Origin of the sequence: Kosakonia oryziphila (assembly GCF_900094795.1) — a bacterium.
Classification (GTDB): Bacteria; Pseudomonadota; Gammaproteobacteria; order Enterobacterales; family Enterobacteriaceae; genus Kosakonia; species Kosakonia oryziphila.
On sequence record NZ_FMBC01000055.1, the window covers coordinates 1 to 21,519 of the forward strand.

General features: G+C 53.1%; 20 protein-coding genes. 9 read left to right on the plus strand and 11 right to left on the minus strand.

All coding sequences use genetic code 11. The features are described from left to right. Positions 1-528: 528 nt before the first annotated feature. The 6 genes from GA0061070_RS20485 to aguB form a co-directional block, all read right to left on the minus strand. Complete coding sequence (locus GA0061070_RS20485; RefSeq protein ID WP_090137928.1) at positions 529-978, minus strand: hypothetical protein; 450 nt, start codon at positions 976-978, stop codon at positions 529-531. Further along, positions 975-1,679, minus strand: coding sequence for a hypothetical protein (locus tag GA0061070_RS20490; protein WP_090137930.1), 705 nt, complete (start codon positions 1,677-1,679; stop codon positions 975-977). The genes GA0061070_RS20485 and GA0061070_RS20490 overlap by 4 nt, the downstream gene beginning before the upstream one ends. 181 nt (positions 1,680-1,860) lie before the next feature. Beyond that, positions 1,861-2,052, minus strand: coding sequence for an MbeD family mobilization/exclusion protein (locus tag GA0061070_RS20495; protein WP_244153179.1), 192 nt, complete (start codon positions 2,050-2,052; stop codon positions 1,861-1,863). Between the two features lie 27 nt (positions 2,053-2,079). Continuing rightward, positions 2,080-2,337, minus strand: coding sequence for an MbeB family mobilization protein (locus GA0061070_RS20500; protein WP_090137932.1), 258 nt, complete (start codon positions 2,335-2,337; stop codon positions 2,080-2,082). 618 nt (positions 2,338-2,955) lie between these two features. After that, positions 2,956-4,038, minus strand: a complete 1,083-nt coding sequence (gene aguA / locus GA0061070_RS20515; RefSeq protein WP_090137934.1) for an agmatine deiminase — start codon at positions 4,036-4,038, stop codon at positions 2,956-2,958. A gap of 3 nt (positions 4,039-4,041) precedes the next feature. Continuing rightward, positions 4,042-4,926 carry an N-carbamoylputrescine amidase gene (gene aguB / locus GA0061070_RS20520; protein WP_090137935.1) on the minus strand — a complete coding sequence of 295 codons (885 nt, stop codon included), beginning with the start codon at positions 4,924-4,926 and terminating at the stop codon, positions 4,042-4,044. A 132-nt stretch (positions 4,927-5,058) separates the two neighbouring features. Between aguB and GA0061070_RS20525 the strand changes: the two genes are divergently transcribed. Continuing rightward, positions 5,059-5,952 carry a LysR family transcriptional regulator gene (locus tag GA0061070_RS20525; RefSeq protein WP_090137937.1) on the plus strand — a complete coding sequence of 298 codons (894 nt, stop codon included), beginning with the start codon at positions 5,059-5,061 and terminating at the stop codon, positions 5,950-5,952. After that, positions 5,953-6,558, plus strand: a complete 606-nt coding sequence (locus GA0061070_RS20530) for a histidine phosphatase family protein (protein ID WP_090137939.1) — start codon at positions 5,953-5,955, stop codon at positions 6,556-6,558. Between the two features lie 241 nt (positions 6,559-6,799). Here GA0061070_RS20530 and gorA read toward each other — a convergent pair whose 3' ends face one another. Both gorA and GA0061070_RS20540 read right to left on the minus strand, forming a co-directional pair. Continuing rightward, the gene (gene gorA / locus GA0061070_RS20535; RefSeq protein ID WP_090137940.1) at positions 6,800-8,152 is read right to left on the minus strand and encodes a glutathione-disulfide reductase; all 1,353 of its coding nucleotides are present in this window, start codon (positions 8,150-8,152) and stop codon (positions 6,800-6,802) included. A gap of 82 nt (positions 8,153-8,234) precedes the next feature. Then, entirely contained in the window at positions 8,235-9,077 is an 843-nt protein-coding gene (locus tag GA0061070_RS20540; RefSeq protein ID WP_090137942.1) for a 23S rRNA (adenine(2030)-N(6))-methyltransferase RlmJ, read from the minus strand. Positions 9,078-9,260: 183 nt separating this feature from the next. Here GA0061070_RS20540 and GA0061070_RS20545 point away from each other — a divergent pair, with 183 nt between their 5' ends. From GA0061070_RS20545 to rsmJ, 3 genes are all read left to right on the plus strand, one after another. Further along, positions 9,261-10,532 carry an acid phosphatase gene (locus GA0061070_RS20545; protein ID WP_090137944.1) on the plus strand — a complete coding sequence of 424 codons (1,272 nt, stop codon included), beginning with the start codon at positions 9,261-9,263 and terminating at the stop codon, positions 10,530-10,532. Positions 10,533-10,688: 156 nt separating this feature from the next. Then, on the plus strand, positions 10,689-12,731 hold the full coding sequence (gene prlC, locus GA0061070_RS20550) for an oligopeptidase A (protein WP_090137946.1): 2,043 nt from the start codon (positions 10,689-10,691) through the stop codon (positions 12,729-12,731). A 4-nt stretch (positions 12,732-12,735) separates the two neighbouring features. Further along, positions 12,736-13,488: a 16S rRNA (guanine(1516)-N(2))-methyltransferase RsmJ gene (gene rsmJ, locus GA0061070_RS20555; RefSeq protein WP_090137970.1), complete on the plus strand. Its 753-nt coding sequence runs from the start codon at positions 12,736-12,738 to the stop codon at positions 13,486-13,488. Between the two features lie 66 nt (positions 13,489-13,554). Here the strand turns inward: rsmJ and uspA are convergent, their stop codons facing one another. Continuing rightward, the gene (gene uspA / locus GA0061070_RS20560; RefSeq protein WP_090137948.1) at positions 13,555-13,992 is read right to left on the minus strand and encodes a universal stress protein UspA; all 438 of its coding nucleotides are present in this window, start codon (positions 13,990-13,992) and stop codon (positions 13,555-13,557) included. Positions 13,993-14,446: 454 nt separating this feature from the next. Here uspA and uspB point away from each other — a divergent pair, with 454 nt between their 5' ends. Further along, positions 14,447-14,782 (plus strand): universal stress protein UspB, encoded by a 336-nt coding sequence (gene uspB, locus GA0061070_RS20570; RefSeq protein ID WP_090137972.1) that lies wholly within the window; start codon positions 14,447-14,449, stop codon positions 14,780-14,782. Positions 14,783-14,853: 71 nt separating this feature from the next. Here the strand turns inward: uspB and pitA are convergent, their stop codons facing one another. Beyond that, positions 14,854-16,350, minus strand: coding sequence for an inorganic phosphate transporter PitA (pitA, locus tag GA0061070_RS20575; RefSeq protein ID WP_090137951.1), 1,497 nt, complete (start codon positions 16,348-16,350; stop codon positions 14,854-14,856). Positions 16,351-16,580: 230 nt separating this feature from the next. Between pitA and GA0061070_RS20580 the strand changes: the two genes are divergently transcribed. The 3 genes from GA0061070_RS20580 to GA0061070_RS20590 all read left to right on the plus strand — a co-directional run bounded on the left by GA0061070_RS20580 (position 16,581) and on the right by GA0061070_RS20590 (position 20,327). Beyond that, a complete protein-coding gene (locus GA0061070_RS20580) occupies positions 16,581-17,771 on the plus strand; it encodes a BaiN/RdsA family NAD(P)/FAD-dependent oxidoreductase (protein WP_090137974.1) in 1,191 nt (396 codons plus the stop codon). 192 nt (positions 17,772-17,963) lie between these two features. Beyond that, positions 17,964-19,190 (plus strand): ATP-grasp domain-containing protein, encoded by a 1,227-nt coding sequence (locus GA0061070_RS20585; RefSeq protein ID WP_090137953.1) that lies wholly within the window; start codon positions 17,964-17,966, stop codon positions 19,188-19,190. Between the two features lie 27 nt (positions 19,191-19,217). Next, positions 19,218-20,327 carry a phosphoserine transaminase gene (locus GA0061070_RS20590; protein WP_090137956.1) on the plus strand — a complete coding sequence of 370 codons (1,110 nt, stop codon included), beginning with the start codon at positions 19,218-19,220 and terminating at the stop codon, positions 20,325-20,327. A 44-nt stretch (positions 20,328-20,371) separates the two neighbouring features. On the opposite strand, the gene GA0061070_RS20595 is transcribed toward GA0061070_RS20590, so the two are convergent. Then, on the minus strand, positions 20,372-21,076 hold the full coding sequence (locus GA0061070_RS20595; RefSeq protein ID WP_090137958.1) for a GNAT family N-acetyltransferase: 705 nt from the start codon (positions 21,074-21,076) through the stop codon (positions 20,372-20,374). Between the last annotated feature and the right edge of the window lie 443 nt (positions 21,077-21,519).

The window sequence follows — 21,519 nt, forward strand, 5'->3', positions numbered from 1 at the left end:
GGGGTTTGAAGTCCAACCGTACGAGATCATACGCTAAGTGCATTTTTGAGCAGAACAGGTGAGTAAAAAAATGGGATTTTATTTACTCTTTTCGTTGACGCCAGTAAACATGCGACGTGCAGCATTCTCACTGTTCATAGATCCGGTAATGAAATCAATGTAAATCCGTCCAACAACCTCATGAGGTTATAGACTTAAAACCATAGGGTTACGTTCTTAACGTACGTTTCCGTACGGTTGGGCTTCAAACCCCGAGTCCAACCCGGAAAGACACGCAAAAGCGCCACTGGCAGCAGCCATTGGTAACTGAGGATTAGTGGATTTAGATATTCTGAGACTTGAAGTGGTGGCCTGAGTGCGGCTACACTGAAAGGACAGTTTTGGTATCTGTGCTCCACTAAAGCCAGTTACCTTCGGAATAAAGAGTTGGTAGCTCTGAATTCCGGCAAACGAACCACCGTTGGTAGCGGTGGTTTTTTTGTTCACAGGGCCAGAGATTACGACTCTCCGAAAAGGATCTCAAGAAGATCATTTAGAATCAGCTAATGACTTCGTATAGGGACTTCGATATATCTGGACAAAAATTTCCTTTGGTGACGTAAAGTAAGCAATAGAAATAACGTCATTATTCTTATAACTTCGCCAACATTCAGCTTCAACATCACACGTTTTTTGTAGCTCATACCCTTCAGACTTTAAGTAATTAATAATTACGCTACTATCTTTGACCCCGTAAAAATGTATTGTAAAAACAAATTCATCTCTGCCAGAACCTTTACTGAAATCAAACCGATAGTTATCTGAGACTCTTGGCATTCTTTTTAGTATGTCAGGCGTGTAATACTCATACTCACGTTTATCTTGCTCGGTATAATGCGCGCTTGTGGCAAACTCCATCCTCAAATACGGCCAGCCAACAACCAGTGCAATACTAACGATGATAATTACACCAGTTAGGATAATGATAGTTTTCCTCATAATCCCATCCTACCGTTGCTAGCACCAAGTATTACAAATGTCCCGTCATGCTGTGGCAGAATCACATTCCCGGCTAGAAAATCATTATAGGGGACGACCGTCCGCATAAACGGTGGCAGTAATCCCTTATGTGGCCTTGCATGAGGATTCTTTTCAGGATCAGGAAACAACAGCGGCTGGAACGTCTCATTTTTCCAGCTACCGATTTTTCCGTAATGATCCCAGCGTTTTAGGGCTTCCTCCTTGCTAACAGGCCGGAGCTGAGGGAAAGGATTCTGAATCGAAACCACTCGGTAGAACCCCAGCAGATCTGACACCAGATCCTCACCACTAAAGCCACTGTCAGTCACCAAGTTATTGGGAAACGATCCCTGAAATGCCTCAAACTTTCGAGCCATCGACATCATCATTGCCAGAGCGATGCTTTTCTGTTCCCAGTGAGGCCTGCCGCGACGTATCCGCCATGTCATCACCTTTCCTGACCGAATCAACCTGAAGGGCGACGTCATCCCCTGCGCATACCTGACATCATAAAACTCCTTCCCTGATGACTCTCCCTTAGCAATTAACCTTAGGAGATCGCGAATATCCTCCCCCCTTGAATGACCTAAATCCACCCAACCAAGCACTTCCGTATAAATTAATCCGTCTCTAGATGTCGCTGCATACTTCCCATCAATGATGTCTGATCGCTTACTCATCCTGAATATCCCACTCCATATTGATTCGATGTAGCCTAATTTAACCACAGAAAACCCTATTCCCAGAGGTTTTACCCCAGACTGGGGCCATCATAGCTTCTCTGTCGCTGTGCTCGCTCAAGCTCCGGCGCTTTCTGGTGCTGCGCCGCCCGCTCATGCTGACAGTGTGCTTCAATCGCGTTCAGCCTTGCGACAACCGGCGCAGCTGCTCGCTCAAACTCTGCACCTGCCTGCTCAAGCCCGTGACGCGCTCGCTCAGCGCCGCGTTCTCCCGTTGCATAAGACCAGACATCGTCCGCCATTCCGCGAAGGCGCTCTCCCACTCGTCCAGCCTTTTCGAGTAGTCCTGCTGTAGCTGCTCTAATGCGCTCAGCTACTGTTTTTCCAGCTCCGTCATGTGCTATTTCCCCGCCAGTATAATCCAGCTCGAATCCTCTCCGAATCGTCCCGCTTCCGGGTTCACCCTCACGCAGCGGCGTCTCTGCTCTCCGCAGGTTGAGAGCTGCACGCCGCTGATTCTCTTCTCGCTTTCGCTCAGTTCCGCTCTGACAGACTTCTCGTGCTCGCTGAATGCGGATTTCAGCATCTCGCCGATAGTCTGCTGCTGCGCTTTCGATTTCTGCTCTAAGTCCTTCGCCAGCGTTAAAATACTGTTCATAGATGGCTCCCTTCAGTCGGATGTTTCGCCCCCCGTCCGGGTCGGCAATGCTGATACTGCTTTTTGTGGTGCGCACCACCTCAAAACCTGCGCTTTCCAGCGCCTCAGTGATATCCTGACGGGTTTTCAGCTCCCCGGACGAGGCCTAAGGCCAGTAAACCTCGCGTAATCGCCTGGGCAGCTTCCTGCTTCGTTTCCGGCAGCGCGGACGGTCGGCGCGGTCATAGTAGGGGTTTGAAGTCCAACCGTACGAGATCATACGCTAAGTGCATTTTTGAGCAGAACAGGTGAGTAAAAAAATGGGGTTTTATTTACTCTTTTCGTTGACGCCAGTAAACATGCGACTTGCAGCATTCTCACTGTTCATAAATTCGGTAATGAAATCAATATAAATCCGTCCGACGACCTCACGAGTTTATAGACTTAAAACCATAGGGTTACGTTCTTAACGTACGTTTCCGTACGGTTGGGCTTCAAACCCCAACCTCGGCGGCAGGGTTTTATACGCGCTTCGGTTTTACCCCTGAGGGCGAGACGTTTTATAAAAAAGGGGGGCAGTACATTCGTATGTTGCGCACGCTGTAAAACACCCGGCGGCATTCACCGCCGGGCTGTGGATCAACGCGGGATTTGCTGGGTAATGCAGTGAATATTGCCGCCGCCGAGCAGAATTTCGCGCGCCGGAACGCCAGTGATGACGAAATCCGGGAACATCTCCTCAAATAGCGCCTGCGCCGCGCCATCGGTGACGGGGTGTAACTGCGGATAGATAATCTGCTGGTTGCTGACCAGATAGTTGACGTAGGAACCCGCCAGACGATTGCCTTCGTGACGCTCAATCGCCGTGCCTTTTTCCACATCACTGGTCTCTTGCGCACTGGCGTACAGCGCTGGCGGTGACGGGACTTTCCACACTTTCAACGTACGACCCTGCGCATCTTTGGTATTTTCCAGCACCTGCAACGCCGCAGCGGAGCGGGCATACTGCGGGTCATTCTGATCATCAGTCCAGTGCAGCGCCACTTCGCCTGGGCGTACGAAGCAGCACATGTTGTCGATGTGACCGTCGGTCTCATCGTTAAACACGCCTTCCGGCAACCAAATGATCTGCGACACGCCAAGGTATTCGCGCAGTTGTTGCTCGATCTTCGCTTTGCTCAGATTCGGGTTGCGGTTCGGGTTTAACAGACATTCGGCGGTGGTCAGCAGGGTGCCTTCACCGTCAACATGAATGGAGCCGCCTTCCAGCACTAAATCCGTGTTGTAGCATGGCATATGGTGGTAATTCGCTACCTGACCTGCCACTAACTGATCGCGATCCCAGCTTGCATAAAGCCCACCGTTCAGACCGCCCCAGGCGTTGAACGTCCAGCTAATACCGCGCTGTTCGCCCGCCTGATTCAGCACTACGGTCGGGCCTGTATCGCGCATCCAGGCGTCGTCGCTCTCCATTTCAATCAGCGTAACCTCTGCTGGCATGGTGCTGCGCGCTTTCGCCATTTCGGCTGCGGGAACGCCCATGATGACAGGCGTATTGCGGGAAATCGCTTTTGCCACGGCCGCAAACGCCTGCTGGGCTGGTGCGGCATTGGCGCGCCAGTTATCAGTGCGATAAGGCCAGATCATCCACACGGCCTGATGCGGTGCCCACTCTGCCGGCATTGCGAACCCGTCTTTTACGGGCGTGGTCAGCTGCGCCATCGCTTAGCTCCTTACGCTGCCGTCAGAGGTCGCAATCGCGCCGTACATGTTCGGGCGGCGGTCACGGAACAAACCCCAGGCGGCGCGCTGTGCGGCAACGGCATCCAGATCGAAGGTGTGCACCAGCACCGTTTCGTCGGTTTTATTGGCCTGCGCCACCAGTTCACCGGTTTGATCGGCGATGAATGAGGAACCGTAGAAGGTCATTTCCAGGCCTTCAATGTATTTACTGGCTTCGGTACCGATACGGTTAGACGCGATCACCGGAATGACGTTGGCGGCAGCGTGGCCTTGCTGAACGCGGGTCCAGTGTGGCTGGCTGTCGATGTCCGGGTAGGCCGGTTCAGAGCCAATAGCGGTTGGATAGAAGATCAGTTCTGCGCCCTGCAATGCCAGGCAACGCGCAGTTTCCGGGAACCACTGATCCCAGCAAATGCCGACGCCGATTTTGGCGTAGCGGGTGTTCCAGACTTTGAATCCGGTGTCGCCTGGGATGAAGAACTGTTTTTCCTGGTAAGCCGGGCCGTTCGGAATATGGGTTTTACGGTAGGTGTCCAGCACGCTGCCGTCGGCATCGATCATCACCAGCGAGTTGTAGTAAGCGTTATTGCATTTTTCGAACAGGCTCAGCGGCAGCACCACTTCCAGTTCTTTCGCCAGCGCTGAGAAATGCTTAATCAGCGGGCTGGTTGCGACTTCCTGCGCCAGCGCATAGTGCTCCGGGCTTTGATCGATGCAGAAATAAGGGGTAGCAAAAAGCTCCTGAATCAGGATCACCTGTGCACCCTGGCGGTGCGCTTCGCGAACTAAACGTTCCGCGTTCTGTACGTTTTTTTCCAGTTCCCAGGTGCAGGCCATCTGGGTCGCGGCAATAGTTACATTTCTCATCAATTCTCTCCCGTTGGTCTCGGTTCGGACAGTGCAAATTATCCGCACTTATTTTGCTGCAAACTATAGCAACGATCTTCGTTATGCATAAAATGTATTGTTATCATGAAAACATGAAAAAGGTGCATAGCGGTGGTCGATCTGAATTTGCTGCGGCTGGTGCCGATCCTGGCGAAAGAAAAGAACGTGACCCGGGCGGCGCAGAAGGCCAATCTTTCACAATCTGCGTTTAGCCATGCGTTGAACCGTCTGCGCGAGCAGCTCAAAGACGAAATGTTTATTCGCACGCGCAACGGTATGGAACCGACGCCGTACGCAGCGATGATGATCCCGGTGATTGAGAATGCGCTCAGCAAACTGGATACCGCCACGCGCGGGCCCAGCCACTTCGATCCCACTCGCGATGCGCATACTTTTTACATTGGCGCGGTGGATTACTTCGAATTTATGTTTATGCCGGTGCTGACCGCCCGCTTTAAAACCATCGCCCCGAACGTGCGGCTTTCGGTCGATATTCTTTCGGAAACCATCAAGGTTGAGCGGGTAGAGAAAGGTCAGCTCGACGCGTTTATCGGCGTTGATACCGTGCAGCATATTCCGCACTACTTTAATCGCTATCCGCTGATTTCCGACCATTTTGTGGCGATCGCTTCCGTGGAGCGTACCGATTTGCCGGAAACGCTGACGCTTAAACATCTGGTCAGCGAATCACAGATCCATTTACCAGCGGTCAGCTCTGGCGCTGATCATATTGATAGCTGGCTACTGTCGCAGCATCTTTACCGCCCGCTGGCGACAGTAGTGCAAAGTTATGCTGTGGGAGGGCGTGTGGCTGTCGCGACCGGGTATTTGATGTGCGTTCCGTTCCGTATTGCCCTGGAGCTGGCAAAAATGCTGCCACTGCGCATTATGGCGCTGCCCGACGGCGCGCCATCGTACGATTTACTGCTGCTGACCCACAGGCTTTATGATTATCAGCCTGCGGTGCAGTGGCTGATCAATGAATTGAAGGTGGTGCGGGTTTAGATGAAAGCGCTATTAATTCGCCATCCGCAAACTGAGTGGAACCGCGCCGGGATTATCCAGGGGCGGCTCGACAGCCCGTTGACGTCGCGTGGGTGGGAAGAGTGCAACGCACTGATTTCCGGGTTACAGGCCGAGGGGATAACGCCTGATGCTGTTATCTCCTCTCCGGCAGGCCGGGCACAGCAGATTGCGGCGAGGATAGCCGGGCATTTCGCCTGCGATTGTCAGTTGCACGATGCGCTACAGGAGCAGCATTTTGGCGGGCTTGAAGGGCGTAGTCTGAGCGAAATACAGCGCGTATATCCACCGTTTATAGACGATGAACATTTCTGTCCGCCACAGGGTGAATCGCTGACACAGGCAGCGCAGCGGCTGCTCACGTTTCTGCACAGGTTGCCGGATGTTTGCTCGCAGGAAACGGTGGCACTGGTATCGCATGGTCATGTGATTCAGGCGGCTATTGCGCAACTGATGGAAAATTCACTGAGCAATGTTGCACGTTACCACCACCCGAATGCCAGTTTTTCACTGCTGGCGATAGATGAGAAATCTTGCCGGGTAATACGCTGGGGAATCGCCAGCCATTTATTGAATCTGCCCGCGTGATACGTTTTGTAGTTCTGCTTACTTTTTAAAAAAGTTGCTGATTTCTCGCATCAGTGACGCTTCGCTTTTCGACCAGTATTCCCCTCAGGTGATATACATTTCCCGGCCCATCTGAAGCACCTTCTCTGTTGCTGAAATAATGACACTATCGCGACAGAAAATAACAATATAAGCGACATGAGTGGAAAAAAAAGAAGCCCTGTCCGGGGCTTCTCTGGCGTGTCGCGTTTACCGCTGGCGCTTAGCGCATCGTAACAAACTCTTCTGCCGCTGTCGGGTGAATGGCGACGGTGTTGTCGAAGTCTTTTTTGGTGGCGCCCATCTTCAGCGCAACCGCAAAACCCTGCAACATCTCGTCCATACCGGAGCCGATACCGTGGATACCGACGATTTTCTCTTCCGGCCCGACGCAGACCAGTTTCATGCGGCACGGCTGACGGTGAGAGGTGACAGCGGTATACATCGCGGTGAACGACGATTTATAAATTTTCACCTGATCGTCGCCGTACTGCTCGCGTGCCTGCGGTTCGGTTAAACCTACGGTGCCAATCGGCGGGTGGCTGAACACAACAGTAGGAATATTGTTGTAGTCGAGATGCTCATCCGGCTTGTTGTTAAACAGGCGTTCGGAGAGGCGACGGCCAGCGGCAACGGCAACCGGGGTCAGCTCTACCGCACCGGTGTTATCGCCCACTGCATAAATCCCCGGCACGCTGGTGTTCTGGAACTTATCGACAACAATATAGCCTTTGTCATTGGTTTTCACGCCAGTGGCAGCAAGGTTGAAGTTATCGGTCGCCGGTTCGCGACCAATCGCCCAGATCAGGCAATCAACGGTTTGTGAGCGGCCATCATCCAGCGTGATGGTCAGGCTGCCGTTGGTGTTTTTCACCACCGTTTTCGGTACCGCGTGGGTATGCAGTGTCGGGCCTTCCGCCGCCATCACTTCGACCAGCGTTTCGGTGATCAGCGGATCGAAGTTGCGCAGCGGCGCATGTTTACGCACGAACAGGTGCGTTTCCGCGCCAAGACCGTTCACCACGCCCGCCAGCTCAACGGCAATGTACCCTGCGCCAACAATGGCAACGCGTTTTGGCAGCGCGGGCAGGGCGAAGAAACCATCGGAATCAATACCATATTCCACGCCCGGAATATCCGGGTGGCTCGGTCGGCCACCGGTAGCGATCAGGATATGATCGGCGGTGATCGTTTCACCGTTCACTTCCACGGTTTTGGCATCAACAAAGCGGGCAAAACCACGGATCACATCGACATTATTTTTACCCAGCACGTTCTCGTAAGAGGTATGGATACGGTCGATGTAAGCGCTGCGGCTGGCAACCAGTTTGCCCCAGTCAAAATGGTTGACGGTGGTGTCAAAACCGTAGTCCGGGCCATAGAGATGAATGGCTTCGGCGATCTGTGTGGCGTGCCACATCACTTTTTTCGGAACACAACCCACGTTCACACAGGTGCCGCCAAGTTCTTTGGCCTCAATCAGCGCGCATTTTTGACCGTACATGGCTGCACGGTTGATCGATGCAATACCGCCGCTGCCGCCGCCAATGGCGATGTAGTCATAATGTTTGCTCATGGTTTTTTCCTTAATCCTGAACGAAGTCGAAAATTGTCGCGATTGTAACGCGCAACCCGAAAGGTTCCACCGATAGCTGCGATTACTCCGGGACGACTTGGTGAATCAGCGTGTGCCCGGTACCGGCTGGCACCAGCTTGCTGTGTAGCCACGGCAGCAGGTTGTTCATCTGCGCTTCCAGTTTCCACGGCGGGTTAATTACGATCATGCCGGAAGCCGTCATGCCGCGCTGATCGCTGTCCGGTCGCACGGCCAGCTCAATTTGCAGAATATTGCGAATCCCGGTCTCTTCCAGATCGCGCAACATGCGTTTGATCTGCTGACGCAGCACTACCGGGTACCAGAGTGCGTATATGCCAGTGGCAAAACGTTTATGGCCATCCTGAATACCGCTCACTACTGCCTGGTAGTCGGTTTTAATCTCATACGGCGGGTCGATCAGGATCAGACCACGACGGGAAACCGGCGGCAGTTTAGCCTTCAACTGCTGATAACCGTCGGCGCGTTCAACGCGGGCGCGGCTGTCTTTCTGGAACTCCTGGCGCAGCAGTGGGTAATCGCTCGGGTGCAGCTCTGTTAATTGTAGGCTGTCCTGCTCGCGCAGTAATTGACGGGCAATCAACGGTGAACCTGGGTAATAGCGCAGTTGCTCACCGCGGTTGAAGTGGCGCACGGCATTCATGTACGGCTCCAGCTCAGCCGGTAAATCGTCCTGCTGCCAGATGCGGGCGATGCCTTCCAGATATTCGCCCGTGCGCTCCGCATGTTCGCCAGAGAGCAGATAGCGTCCGGCACCCGCATGGGTATCGAGATAGAGAAACGGTTTCTCTTTTTCTTTCAGCGCTTCGATGATCAGGCTCTGAACGGTGTGTTTAAGGACGTCTGCGTGGTTGCCAGCGTGAAAGCTGTGGCGATAACTGAGCATGGGGACTGAGATTCCGGAAAATAAACGAGATTCTGCACAGTTTACCGCAGATTGCCGCTGCACCGCAGGCTTGTTTCATTTCAGCGGAAAAGGTTTCAAAACATAACGGTGTCATGAAAGTGTCAAACTGCCGCGCTAGCGTCGGGTTCAGGCAAGGTAATTGTTTGAATAAAAGGATAAAAAATGAAAATCCGTCTCACTCTTTTAACTGCCGCGCTGCTATTGACTCACCAGGCGATGGCAAAAGATATTCCGCTGGGGCAGGCGCGCGATATCGCGAATACCACCACGCCAGCCTCGGAAAGTCAGGCGTATGTTGCGCTGGAAGCACAATCACTGGCCGGGCTGCGCCAGGCATTGCAGGGTAGTGCTGCATCGCTGACCCGCGAGCAACTGGAGCACTCCGCGCAGAGCGCTAAACAGGCAGACAGCGCCTGGCTGAAGGCGCGCGGTTATGATTTTCAGACCAAAGTGAATCAACAGGTGGATATTGCGCTGCTCTCCAGCTTTAGCGCTCTGCCAAAACCGGTGCTGGATGCCAACCTGCACACCGTTGAAGCGATTAACCGTGATGCCACGCAAGGTTTGCGCCGCCAGGCGCTGGCCGATGCTGAAGGGATCAATTATCTCTATTTTATTGCCGATGCACTGGGGCCAAAACTGGGCAACGCTTTCCTCGCCGCCTATGACAAAGGCGAGTTAGGTAAAGCAGCGGCGTTAATCAAAGCCAGCGAAGTTAGCACTGGCGCGGCGAAAAAACATTTCGACTATAAGCGTCCATTCCTGATCCAGAACAACAGCATCCACCTGGTGCCGGACGACGTGGTGGTGAAGGATAACAAAACCTATACCGCGGATGGCGGCTCGTTCCCCAGCGGGCATACCAATACCGGTTATACCGATTCGTTGCTGATGGCGGAGATGATCCCGGAACGTTTTGACGCTCTGCTGACGCGTGGCGCACGCTACGGTTATTCCCGCGTGGTGCTGGGCGTGCACTATCCGCTGGATGTCATCGGTTCACGGATGGTAGCTGAGCGTAACGTCGCTCATTATCTGAATGATGCGAAATACCGTGCCCTGTTTAATGAAGCCCGCGACCAGCTCCGCGCCGCGCTGGAAAAAGAGTGTGGCACGTCACTTGCGCGATGTGCGCAGAGTGCCGGGAAAGACGATCCGTATCGCGACCCGGCGATGCGTAGTTTCTACAGTTTCACCATGACTTACGATTTGCCACAGCAGAAAGGGGCAGAGGAAAAACTGAAAGTGCCTGAAGGGGCTGACGTGCTGCTGGAAGCGGCGCTGCCGAATCTTTCCGCCAGCCAGCGTCGTGCGCTGATGGTGAAAACGGCGCTACCGGCGGGTTACCCGCTCTCTGGCAATAGCGATGAACAGCGCTTCTGGCAGCGCCTGAACCTGTCTGCGGCCTATGAGATGGCGCATAAATCCCGCTGAGATTTGCATGTGTAATGCCCGGCGAGCGCAATGCCGTCGGGCATTTTCTTTGTTGTTGCTTATTGCAGCGATACCCTGGTATGCGTAGTGCGCGGGATTGAAATCTGCGGGACTTGGCCCCATGCTTAACCAATATTCCATACCAAGGACTGCGCTATGACCAACCCATTATTGACGCCTTTTGTGCTCCCCCCATTTTCGAAAATTCTTCCTGAGCATGTTGTTCCTGCGGTGACCAAAGCGTTGGACGACTGCCGGAGCGCAGTGGAGTGCGTTGTTGCGCAGGGCGGTCCCTACACCTGGGATAATCTTTGCCAGCCGCTGGCTGAAATGGACGATCGCCTTGGCCGTCTCTTCTCACCGGTCAGCCATCTGAATTCAGTGAAAAACAGCCCGGAACTTCGCGAAGCGTACGAACAAACGCTGCCGCTGCTGTCGGACTACAGCACCTGGGTCGGGCAGAACGAAGGGTTGTACAACGCTTATTGCGATCTGCATGACGGCCCACATTATGCTGCGCTGAGCATAGCGGAGAAAAAAGCGGTAGATAACGCGTTGCGCGATTTCAAACTGTCGGGTATCGGTCTGCCAAAAGAGAAACAGCAGCGCTATGGCGAAATCGCCTCGCGCCTCTCTGAACTGGGCAACCTCTATAGCAACAATGTGCTCGATGCCACTATGGGCTGGAGCAAGCTGGTTACTGACGAAGCAGAACTCTCCGGCATGCCGGAAAGTGCCCTGGCGGCGGCAAAAGCGCAGGCGGAAGCCAAAGAGCAACAAGGCTGGTTGCTGACGCTGGATATCCCGAGTTACCTGCCGGTAATGACCTACTGCGATAACCAGGCGCTGCGTGAAGAGATGTATCGCGCTTACAGCACCCGCGCTTCCGATCAGGGGCCGAATGCAGGCAAGTGGGACAACAGCCCGATCATGGCTGAGATCCTTGCGCTGCGTCACGAACTGGCGCAACTGCTCGGTTTTGAAAGCTACGCCTTTAAATCGCTGGCCACCAAAATGGCGGAAAACCCGGCGCAGGTGCTGGAATTTTTAACCGACCTCGCCAAACGCGCGCGTCCGCAGGGCGAAAAAGAACTGGCACAACTGCGCGCTTTCGCTAAAGCCGAATTTGGTGTTGATGAGCTACAACCGTGGGATATCGGTTACTACAGCGAAAAACAGAAGCAGCACCTCTATAGCATCAGCGATGAGCAACTGCGTCCGTACTTCCCGGAAAACCGCGCGGTGAACGGCTTGTTTGAAGTGGTGAAACGCATTTACGGCATCACCGCCAAAGAGCGCAAGGATATTGATGTCTGGCATCCGGACGTGCGTTTCTTCGAACTTTACGATGAGAGCAACGAGCTGCGCGGCAGCTTCTACCTCGATCTGTATGCTCGCGAACATAAACGTGGCGGCGCGTGGATGGATGACTGCGTTGGCCAGATGCGTCGCGCCGACGGTTCGCTGCAAAAACCCGTCGCGTACCTTACCTGTAACTTTAACCGCCCGGTCAACGGCAAGCCGGCGCTGTTTACTCATGATGAAGTAATCACCCTGTTCCATGAGTTTGGCCACGGTCTGCACCATATGCTGACGCGCGTTGAAACCTCCGGTGTGGCAGGCATCAGCGGTGTGCCGTGGGATGCGGTCGAGCTGCCGAGCCAGTTTATGGAAAACTGGTGCTGGAAGCCGGAAGCGCTGGCGTTTATTTCTGGTCATTATGAAACCGGCGAGCCGCTGCCGCAGGAACTACTGGACAAAATGCTGGCGGCGAAAAACTACCAGGCGGCGATGTTTATCCTGCGTCAGTTGGAGTTCGGCCTGTTCGACTTCCGCCTGCACGCCGAATTCAGCCCGGAACAGGGGGCGAAAATCCTCGAAACGTTGGCTGAAATCAAACGCCAGGTCGCCGTGGTGCCAGGGCCGTCGTGGGGCCGCTTCCCGCATGCCTTCAGCCATATCTTCGCGGGCGGATATGCGGCGGGTTACTACAGCTATCTGTGGGCCGATGTGCTGGCGGCAGATGCCTTCTCCCGCTTTGAAGAAGAGGGCATTTTCAACCGTGAAACCGGGCAGTCGTTCCTCGATAACATCCTGACCCGTGGCGGTTCGGAAGAGCCGATGGAGCTGTTTAAACGCTTCCGTGGTCGCGAGCCGCAGATTGACGCCATGCTTGAACATTATGGTATCGAAGGCTGATGCAGTGAAAATCTGTTTGCTGGATGAAACAGGCGCCGGAGACGGCGCCTTATCTGTTCTTGCGGCCCGCTTCGGGCTGGAGCCGGATGACGACAACCTGATGGCGCTGGTGTTAACGCCGACACATCTGGAACTGCGTAAACGCGATGAGCCGAAACTGGGCGGCATTTTTGTTGATTTTGTTACAGGCGGTATGGCGCACCGGCGTAAGTTTGGCGGTGGTCGCGGTGAGGCTGTTGCTAAAGCGGTTGGCATCAAAGGCAGCTATTTACCGGATGTAGTGGATGCCACGGCAGGGCTGGGTCGCGATGCGTTTGTGCTGGCGTCGGTGGGTTGCCGCGTACGGATGCTGGAGCGTAACCCGGTTGTCGCTGCGCTGCTGGAGGATGGTCTTAATCGTGGTTATGCCGATGCTGAAATCGGCCCGTGGCTGCGCGAACGGTTGCAATTGATTCATGCTTCCAGTCTGACAAGCCTTGCGGATATCACGCCGCGCCCGCAGGTGGTTTATCTCGATCCGATGTTTCCGCATAAGCAAAAAAGTGCGCTGGTCAAAAAGGAGATGCGGGTGTTCCAGTCGCTGGTTGGCCCGGATCTTGACGCCGATGGCTTGCTGGAGCCTGCGCGCAAGCTTGCCATCAAGCGCGTGGTGGTGAAGCGCCCGGATTATGCGCCGCCACTGGCTGGTGTTGCTACACAGTCAGCGGTGGTGACCAAAAGCCATCGTTTCGATATCTACCCCGGCGCCGGGGAGTAAAAAAGCCCGGCCGCGTTGCGCGTACCGGGCTATGTTCAGGCTAACGGCTAATCGTTAGCGGCAATATTAATCTTCTTCTTCATCCCGCAGTGGGACAATCAGCATATCAACGTGAACCGTGTTGATAAGCTGGCGCGCGGAGGACATCAGTTTGCTCCAGAAATCCTGGTGATGGCCGCACACTACCAGATCCATATCGTATTTTTTAATCGCATCAACCAGTACCTGGCCCAGGTCGCCGCTACCGCTCAGGGTTTCGGTGATCGGATAACCCGCGCCAGTGGACAGCTCGGTCAGCGCCTGGTGAGTTTCATCGGAAATGCGTTTTTGCATATCGCCGAGATTGACGTCGATAAGACCGGTGTAAAGATCGGAGTAGTTTACATCGACATGAATCAGGGAAATCTTCGCGTTGTATGGCCGCGCCATTGATACTGCTTTCTCAACCAGCAATTTGCTTTCGGGGGATAGATCGACTGCGATGAGGATATGTTTGTAAGCCATAGTGGTACTCCTTCCATAAGTTGTCGATGACCATCGGGGTGTTTGCCCCTGATATAGTTACACTGCGCCCGCATCCTGCGTTTCACGTGAGCGTAGTGACCGGCCTTCAGGATCTTTTTCAGCAGATATTTCTACCTTATAACGCTCTTTTCACACCGTCAATTAACCTGGATCACGAATCACTTAAGCAATATTTACAGCCAGATGCATTGATAGTGGTTAAGCTTGTGGAAAAAAAATAAATGGATCTCCTACACTATAAATAAACCGTACGGAAACAGACGGCGTCCCCCAGTTATCCCCGTAAGGAAATGTGGTCAATTGCGGGACTCCGCCTGTGTTTGTCATCCCGTCCGGCAATTGGTAATACTATTCGTTGTCAGACTTGGTTGAGTATCCAGGCGCGAGCGTTCCGGAGTATTTCTCTGTGGGCGATCGCTGGGGAGGGGATATGGTGATCAACACTGTTGCGCTGTTTTGGGCTTTATGTATGGTGTGTTTGGTTAACATGGCGCGTTATTACTCATCACTACGCGCGCTGTTAGTGGTACTTCGTGGTTGTGATCCCTTACTCTATCAGTACGTGGATGGCGGCGGCTTTTTTACCACGCATGGCCAGCCCAGTAAGCAGATGCGTCTGGTTTGGTATATCTATGCCCAGCGCTACCGCGATCACCATGATGACGAATTTATCCGCCGCTGTGAGCGTGTTCGCCGTCAGTTTATTTTAACCAGCTCGTTGTGTGGTCTGGTGATCATCAGCCTGATTGCGCTGATAATTTGGCATTAAGCGCTGCGCTAATCAGAGAATAAAAAAACGGGCCAGTTTCCTGACCCGTTTTTTATTGCGCCTGCGCTGCGTTAAATCAGATGCAGCGAGAGCCAGTACAGCACGCCGGACAAAACAACCGAGGCTGGCAGAGTGAAAATCCAGGCCATCAGAATATTGGTCACAGTTTTGCGCTGTAAGCCGCCACCGTCGACAATCATTGTCCCGGCCACAGAAGAAGAGAGTACGTGCGTGGTGGAAACCGGCATCCCGGTATAACTTGCCAGCCCGATAGACACCGCCGCAGTCATCTGCGCGGACATCCCCTGAGCGTAGGTCATACCTTTCTTACCAATTTTCTCGCCGATGGTGGTCGCCACGCGGCGCCAGCCGATCATGGTACCGACACCTAACGCCAACGCTACCGCCATAATGATCCAGATTGGCGCGTACTCAATGGTGCTCAGCATATCGCCTTTCAGTTTCTTCAGCAGGCGCTGGTCGTCTGCGCTGATATCCGGTTGCTTCGCCACTTTATCCGTAATATCGGAGAGGCAGAGCATAATGCGGCGCAACTGGCTGCGCTGTTCTGGCGGAACCTGCTCGTAGTTTTCGATATCGGTCAGCATCAACTTCGCACGATCCAGCGCCATAATTACGCGACCCGGATGGCAGTGGAACTCGCCAGGCTGCGTCTTCACTTCTTCCGACGCCGGAATCAGCGGGTCAACGCCGGTGGCTTTTTGCAGCAGCGCCGGGTGTTGCTGGAAGTAAGTTTCCACGTTGTTAACGGCGTCACGTGTACGAGTGATGTCATAACCCGACGCGTTCAGATTCACTACGAAGCCAGCAGGCGCAACGCCAATCAGCACCAGCATAATCAGGCCGATGCCTTTCTGGCCATCGTTCGCGCCGTGGGAGAAACTCACGCCGATAGCGGAAAGAATCAGGGCGATACGCGTCCAGAACGGTGGCTTTCTCTTGCCATCGATCTTCTCGCGTTCAGCTGGCGTCATATGAATACGTGCGCGTTTTTTGGTATTGCTCCAGTAGCGGCGCAGGATAAATATCAGGCTGCCGGCAATCAATAGCCCGACAATCGGCGAAAGAATGAGGGAGGCGAAGACTCCAAGCACTTTCGGGATATTTAATGCATCCACCACTGAAGTGCCGGTCATCAATGCATTGGTTAAACCAATACCGATAATCGCGCCAATCAGGGTGTGGGAACTGGAAGCCGGCAGACCCAGATACCAGGTGCCAAGGTTCCAGATAATCGCCGCCAGCAGCATGGAGAAGACCATTGCCAGGCCGTGCGCGGAGCTGACATTCAGCAGCAGATTGGTTGGCAACATATGCACAATCGCGTAGGCAACGCTTAACCCGCCCAGCAAAACGCCGAAGAAGTTAAACACCGCCGCCATCACCACCGCCAACTGAGAACGCATAGCGCGTGTATAAATTACGGTTGCCACGGCGTTTGCTGTGTCATGGAAGCCATTGATTGCTTCGTAGAACAGAACAAAAACCAGAGCAAGCAAAAGTAATAACCCGGTATGAAGATCCAGGCCAGCAAACAAATGTAGCATAGGACGTTAAGCCATTTTGAGGTCATGAACGCGGCGCATTATCAGGGACATTAGCGGTGTCGGCAAAGTGAAATATGTATTTTTTTTGACATTGTTTCTTACATTCCGCTAAAACTTTAAAATTATCGTATATTTTTCAATGCCATGTTGTTTTTGACTCTCTTCGTGCTGGTGCGACCAGCGTGAACTCTTTACAATCCGCCACGATTTTTTTTAATAAGGGTGCAGGTGTGGAAAGGTTTGATGCCATTGTTATCGGCGCGGGTGCAGCGGGCATGTTCTGTGCGGCGCTGGCCGGGCAGGCTGGCTGCCGTGTGCTATTACTGGATAACGGCAAAAAACCGGGGCGCAAAATCCTGATGTCCGGCGGCGGTCGCTGCAACTTCACTAATCTTTATGTCGAACCCGCAGCCTATTTGAGCCAGAACCCGCATTTTTGCAAATCTGCGCTCGCGCGCTATACCCAGTGGGATTTTATCGATCTGGTCGGCAAGCACGGTATCGCCTGGCATGAGAAGACGCTGGGACAGCTTTTCTGCGACGACTCGGCGCAACAGATTGTCGATATGCTGGTGGCCGAGTGTGAAAAAGGCAATGTTACTCAGCGCCTGCGCAGTGAAGTGCTGAGCGTGACGCGCGATGATCAAGGTTATACGCTACAACTGAATGGTGACAGCGTGCAGGCTGCGAAACTGGTCATTGCGTCTGGCGGCTTGTCGATGCCGGGGCTTGGCGCTTCACCGTTTGGCTATAAAATCGCCGAACAATTTGGCCTGAAGGTACTGCCAACACGCGCTGGCCTGGTGCCTTTTACGCTGCATAAGCCGCTGCTGGAGCAGATGCAGACGCTCTCCGGCGTGTCGGTGCCTTCGGTTATTACCGCCGAGGACGGCACGGTTTTCCGGGAAAATCTGCTGTTTACCCACCGCGGGCTTTCAGGCCCGGCAGTTCTGCAAATTTCCAGTTACTGGCAACCGGGCGAATTCGTCAGCATTAATCTGTTACCGGAGTGCGATCTGGCAAACTTCCTGAATGAACAGCGTGAAGCGCACCCGAATCAAAGCCTGAAAAACACACTGGCGATGCAGTTGCCGAAACGATTGGTTGAATGCTTGCAGCAACTGGGGCAGATCCCGGATGTATCGCTCAGGCAGCTCAACAGCCGTGAACAGGAATCACTGGTCGAGTTGCTCACGCACTGGCGCGTACAGCCAAACGGCACGGAAGGGTACCGTACGGCGGAAGTGACGCTTGGTGGCGTCGATACCCACGAGCTCTTTTCCCGCACGATGGAAGCCCGCAATGTGCCGGGGCTCTACTTTATTGGCGAAGTGATGGATGTCACTGGCTGGCTGGGCGGCTATAACTTCCAGTGGGCGTGGTCCAGCGCGTGGGCCTGCGCGCAGGCGCTGGCAGAGTAATGTCTTTGCGCTAAACCCCGGCGCTGCCTGATGGGTAAGTCACCCCTTCCTGTCACTTTTAGTCACTGCGTAACTGATCTGACCGGTTTACGCTCAGTTATCCCGACAACTAAGGCCGCTATTCTGCGAATTGTTTGTTGGCGTTATGTCGCATCATAAGCGATATGCACCATACAAACAGGATTAACCACCATGCCACAAACGACCGAATCAGGCGTTTCGTCGGCGCGATTCCTCGGAATGGCGCCTTTTTTGCGTATGAGTATTGCGGGCGTTGACTTCACTTCTGCTACGCAGGAGATGATCGCGCAGGCGCAAAATGCCCCTGAAGATGCCGTGTTATGGATGAATCTCGCGACCGCGATGATGAGCCTGAAGCACGAAGAATTGGGCCTGCAAATCCAGGCGCAGGCACTGGACATGCAGCGTGTTTATCACTGGCCAGCGCGTCAGCCGACAAAATTACGCCTGCTGATGTTAATGGTGCCGGGCAATCTCTCGGCAAATATCCCGCTCGACTGCCTGATGGAAGATAGCGATATCGACCTCATCTACTATTACGTCGATCCGCTGAACGACAACCCACTGACGGCACCGGTACCGGAACATGATGTGGTTATGGTGGCGATTGGCGCCAGCGATGAGCAGGAATCCGTGCTGCTGCGTCTTGAATATGTTCTGCGCAACTGGCCAAAACCGGTACTGAACCCGCCGAAAAACGTCCCGACTTCTGAACGCCATAACGCCAGCCTGCTGCTGCAAAATGTCCCTGGGTTAGTGATTTGTCCGGTGCTGCATGTTTCCCGCCAGGCGCTGCATGATGTTGCTTGTGGTCAGAAAGCGCTGGCAGATATCGCCGAAAACCACGACTTCCCGATTATTGTTCGCCCGGTAGGTAGTCACGGTGGCCACGGCCTGCAAAAAATCGACTCTGCCGCTGCTGTTACTGCCTACCTGGAAGAGACGGCCGGAGAGGAATTTTTCGTTTCGCGCTTTGTTGATTACAGCGGCGAAGATGGCCTGTTCCGCAAAATGCGTGTGGTGTTGATTGACGGTAAACCGTTCGCCTGTCATATGGGCGTCTCTTCGCACTGGATGATCCACTACGTCAACGCCGGGATGTACGAAGATGCGGATAAACGCGCGCAGGAAGGCCGTTTCTTCAACGAGTTTGCTGACTTTGCGCAACGTCATCGTGAAGCGCTGGCTGCTATCAGCCAGCGTACCGGGCTGGAGTATATCGGCATCGACTGCGCTGAAACGCGCGACGGCGAACTGCTGATTTTTGAAATCGATCCGGCGATGGTTATCCATGCGATGGACGATGAAGAGATGTTCCCGAATAAGCAAATTCACATGCTGAAAGTGAAAACCGCGATGCGGGAAATGCTGCTTAAGTACGCCGGTCAGGCCCTTTAAAACGATAACCATGACTCAGGAAATAACATGTCATTAAATCCTAACAATACCCTTAATTTCTCCGGCGGGCCGGGCGCATTACCTGACGTCGTATTAAACCAGGTACAGCAGGCTATTATTAATGTTCCGGAAGTGGGCCTGTCGATTCTTGGTATCAGCCATCGCTCCGCATGGTTCGAAAATGTGGTACGTGAAACCGAAAATAATATTCGCACGTTGCTGGGCCTGCCTGCGGATTATCACATTCTGTTTTTACAGGGCGGCGCAACGCAGCAATTCTCGATGGTGCCAATGACCATGCTGCGCGGCAAAAAGCACCCGGCTGAGTATTTCGATACCGGTTACTGGAGCCGCAAAGTGATCACTGAAGCAATGCGCGAAGGGCCGGTACGCGTGATCTGGAGCGGTGAAAAAGAGGGCTACCGTCGTCTGCCGACCGACGAAGAGCTGGATTTCTCTCCGGATGCGCCTTACATCCACTATGTTTCCAACGAAACGGTGGAAGGCTTACAGTTTGATCGCGTGCTGGGCCGTGATGATGTACCGCGCGTTTGCGATATGTCCTCTGATTTTCTCTCCAAACCGTGCGATGCCGGTAAATTCTCACTGATTTATGCTCATGCGCAGAAAAACATCGGCCCGGCAGGCGTGACCATCGTACTGGTTCGCGACAGTGTGGTGCAAAACGGCCCGACTAACCTGCCGGCATTCCTCGATTACCGTCGCCAGGTGGAAGCGCACTCTAACCTGAATACACCACCGGTCTTTGCCATTTATGTGGTGATGCTGGTGACACGCTGGTTGCTGAATGATATTGGCGGTCTGGAAAACATGGCGCGCATCAACCAGCAGAAATCAGTACTGCTCTACAGCACCATCGATAACAGCAACGGTTTCTATCATAACTGGGGAGATGCGGCTTTCCGTTCAGATATGAATGCCGCGTTTACGCTGCCGACGCCAGAGCTGGAAGATAAATTCCTGCATGAAGCGGAACTGGCGGGTTTCTCTGGTCTGACGGGACACCGCGCAATCGGCGGCATCCGTGCCTCGATCTATAACGCGCTGACGTTGGGTGCCGTGGAGAAACTGAGTAATTTTATGGATGATTTCCGTTTCAAACAGCACGGAAAATAAGTCCTCAAGCCATGCGTTGCGCGGTAAGCCAACGCATGGCAACCTCAGTAGCGGCGAAACGATGACAGCTTATGCAACTGGCGGCTGCGGTCATCGAAGTTCTCTTCGCGCAGCCAGCCGGTTATCATTGACGAGATCGCCGGCCATTCGCGTAAGGTAATCGAGAACACCGAAATATCCGTCAGATGCCCTTTGCGAATTCGCTTATCTCTTAAGACGCCTTCTTTCACAAAACCAATTCGCTCTGCCGATTTAATCGCTTCTGTGTTATAACTGCTGGTGCGCCATTCACAGCGACGGTATTTTAATTGATCAAAGAAATAAGCCAGAACTAAATAAAGACTTTCGGTACTGATACGTGTCCTTTTCATTAATGGCGTCCAGTTAACACCACCAATATCGAAGGAGCCATTCTCCGGATCGAATTTACCGACATAAAATATCCCTTTTATTTGCTCGTCGGCTTTATCCTGTACAGCATAATAAATTCTTTCTTTGTGCGTAGACAGATTTCTTAAATAGGCATAACAGGCCGACATGTCTTTTGGCCTGACATCCTCAAGGTAGGTCCAGTCGCGGTCATCGTCGATGCTCTGCCACTCCGGGAAGAGGTCTTCGGCGTGATCGACCGCCAGTGGAACAACGTTACAGTATTGGCCAGCAAGAACGACTTTCTCGGGCATCGCCCGCTTTGCCCATTCCGAAAATTCCTGACCAATACGTTGTCCATACTGATTATACGTTTCCATTATTCCCTCCAGTTTAGTACTGATTTAATCCTGCTTAACGACCATTAAATGGGTGTTAAATATTTATGGGGTGTAGCCTTGGGCATATAATGGCTTAATTTGATATAAGTAAAAAATAAGGATGCGATAGTAATGAAAACGTTATACCGTGTTTCCGGTTGGCTGTCTCATCTTTAATGTGAAAGTGCGAAAGTAGGCGGGAAAACGTTATCACTGGGGTAGTTTTATCTGCGGTAAATAACACAGGTATGACAGGTTTACGCGAGCAAATGTGATGAAAATTTCGCATAAGAGCCTAATGGGCCAGGCTCTAAGTATTATTTCCAGATAGTGCTATAAACTAACCCCCTAAAAATTGGCGGGTTTTCTGGTGTTTAGATACCTGATTAGGACTATTCCTGGCATTTCTTGCGCCGAAAAATTAGACAATAACGTCCTTTTTC

What these genes read in the sequence shown, in the direction of transcription:
- GA0061070_RS20485 (WP_090137928.1), bottom strand. Translation starts at nt 978, where the DNA reads ATGAGGAAAACTATCATTATCCTAACTGGTGTAATTATCATCGTTAGT.
- GA0061070_RS20490 (WP_090137930.1), bottom strand. Translation starts at nt 1,679, where the DNA reads ATGAGTAAGCGATCAGACATCATTGATGGGAAGTATGCAGCGACATCT.
- GA0061070_RS20500 (WP_090137932.1), bottom strand. Translation starts at nt 2,337, where the DNA reads ATGAACAGTATTTTAACGCTGGCGAAGGACTTAGAGCAGAAATCGAAA.
- aguA (WP_090137934.1), bottom strand. Translation starts at nt 4,038, where the DNA reads ATGGCGCAGCTGACCACGCCCGTAAAAGACGGGTTCGCAATGCCGGCA.
- aguB (WP_090137935.1), bottom strand. Translation starts at nt 4,926, where the DNA reads ATGAGAAATGTAACTATTGCCGCGACCCAGATGGCCTGCACCTGGGAA.
- GA0061070_RS20530 (WP_090137939.1), top strand. Translation starts at nt 5,953, where the DNA reads ATGAAAGCGCTATTAATTCGCCATCCGCAAACTGAGTGGAACCGCGCC.
- gorA (WP_090137940.1), bottom strand. Translation starts at nt 8,152, where the DNA reads ATGAGCAAACATTATGACTACATCGCCATTGGCGGCGGCAGCGGCGGT.
- GA0061070_RS20540 (WP_090137942.1), bottom strand. Translation starts at nt 9,077, where the DNA reads ATGCTCAGTTATCGCCACAGCTTTCACGCTGGCAACCACGCAGACGTC.
- GA0061070_RS20545 (WP_090137944.1), top strand. Translation starts at nt 9,261, where the DNA reads ATGAAAATCCGTCTCACTCTTTTAACTGCCGCGCTGCTATTGACTCAC.
- prlC (WP_090137946.1), top strand. Translation starts at nt 10,689, where the DNA reads ATGACCAACCCATTATTGACGCCTTTTGTGCTCCCCCCATTTTCGAAA.
- uspA (WP_090137948.1), bottom strand. Translation starts at nt 13,992, where the DNA reads ATGGCTTACAAACATATCCTCATCGCAGTCGATCTATCCCCCGAAAGC.
- pitA (WP_090137951.1), bottom strand. Translation starts at nt 16,350, where the DNA reads ATGCTACATTTGTTTGCTGGCCTGGATCTTCATACCGGGTTATTACTT.
- GA0061070_RS20585 (WP_090137953.1), top strand. Translation starts at nt 17,964, where the DNA reads ATGCCACAAACGACCGAATCAGGCGTTTCGTCGGCGCGATTCCTCGGA.
- GA0061070_RS20590 (WP_090137956.1), top strand. Translation starts at nt 19,218, where the DNA reads ATGTCATTAAATCCTAACAATACCCTTAATTTCTCCGGCGGGCCGGGC.
- GA0061070_RS20595 (WP_090137958.1), bottom strand. Translation starts at nt 21,076, where the DNA reads ATGGAAACGTATAATCAGTATGGACAACGTATTGGTCAGGAATTTTCG.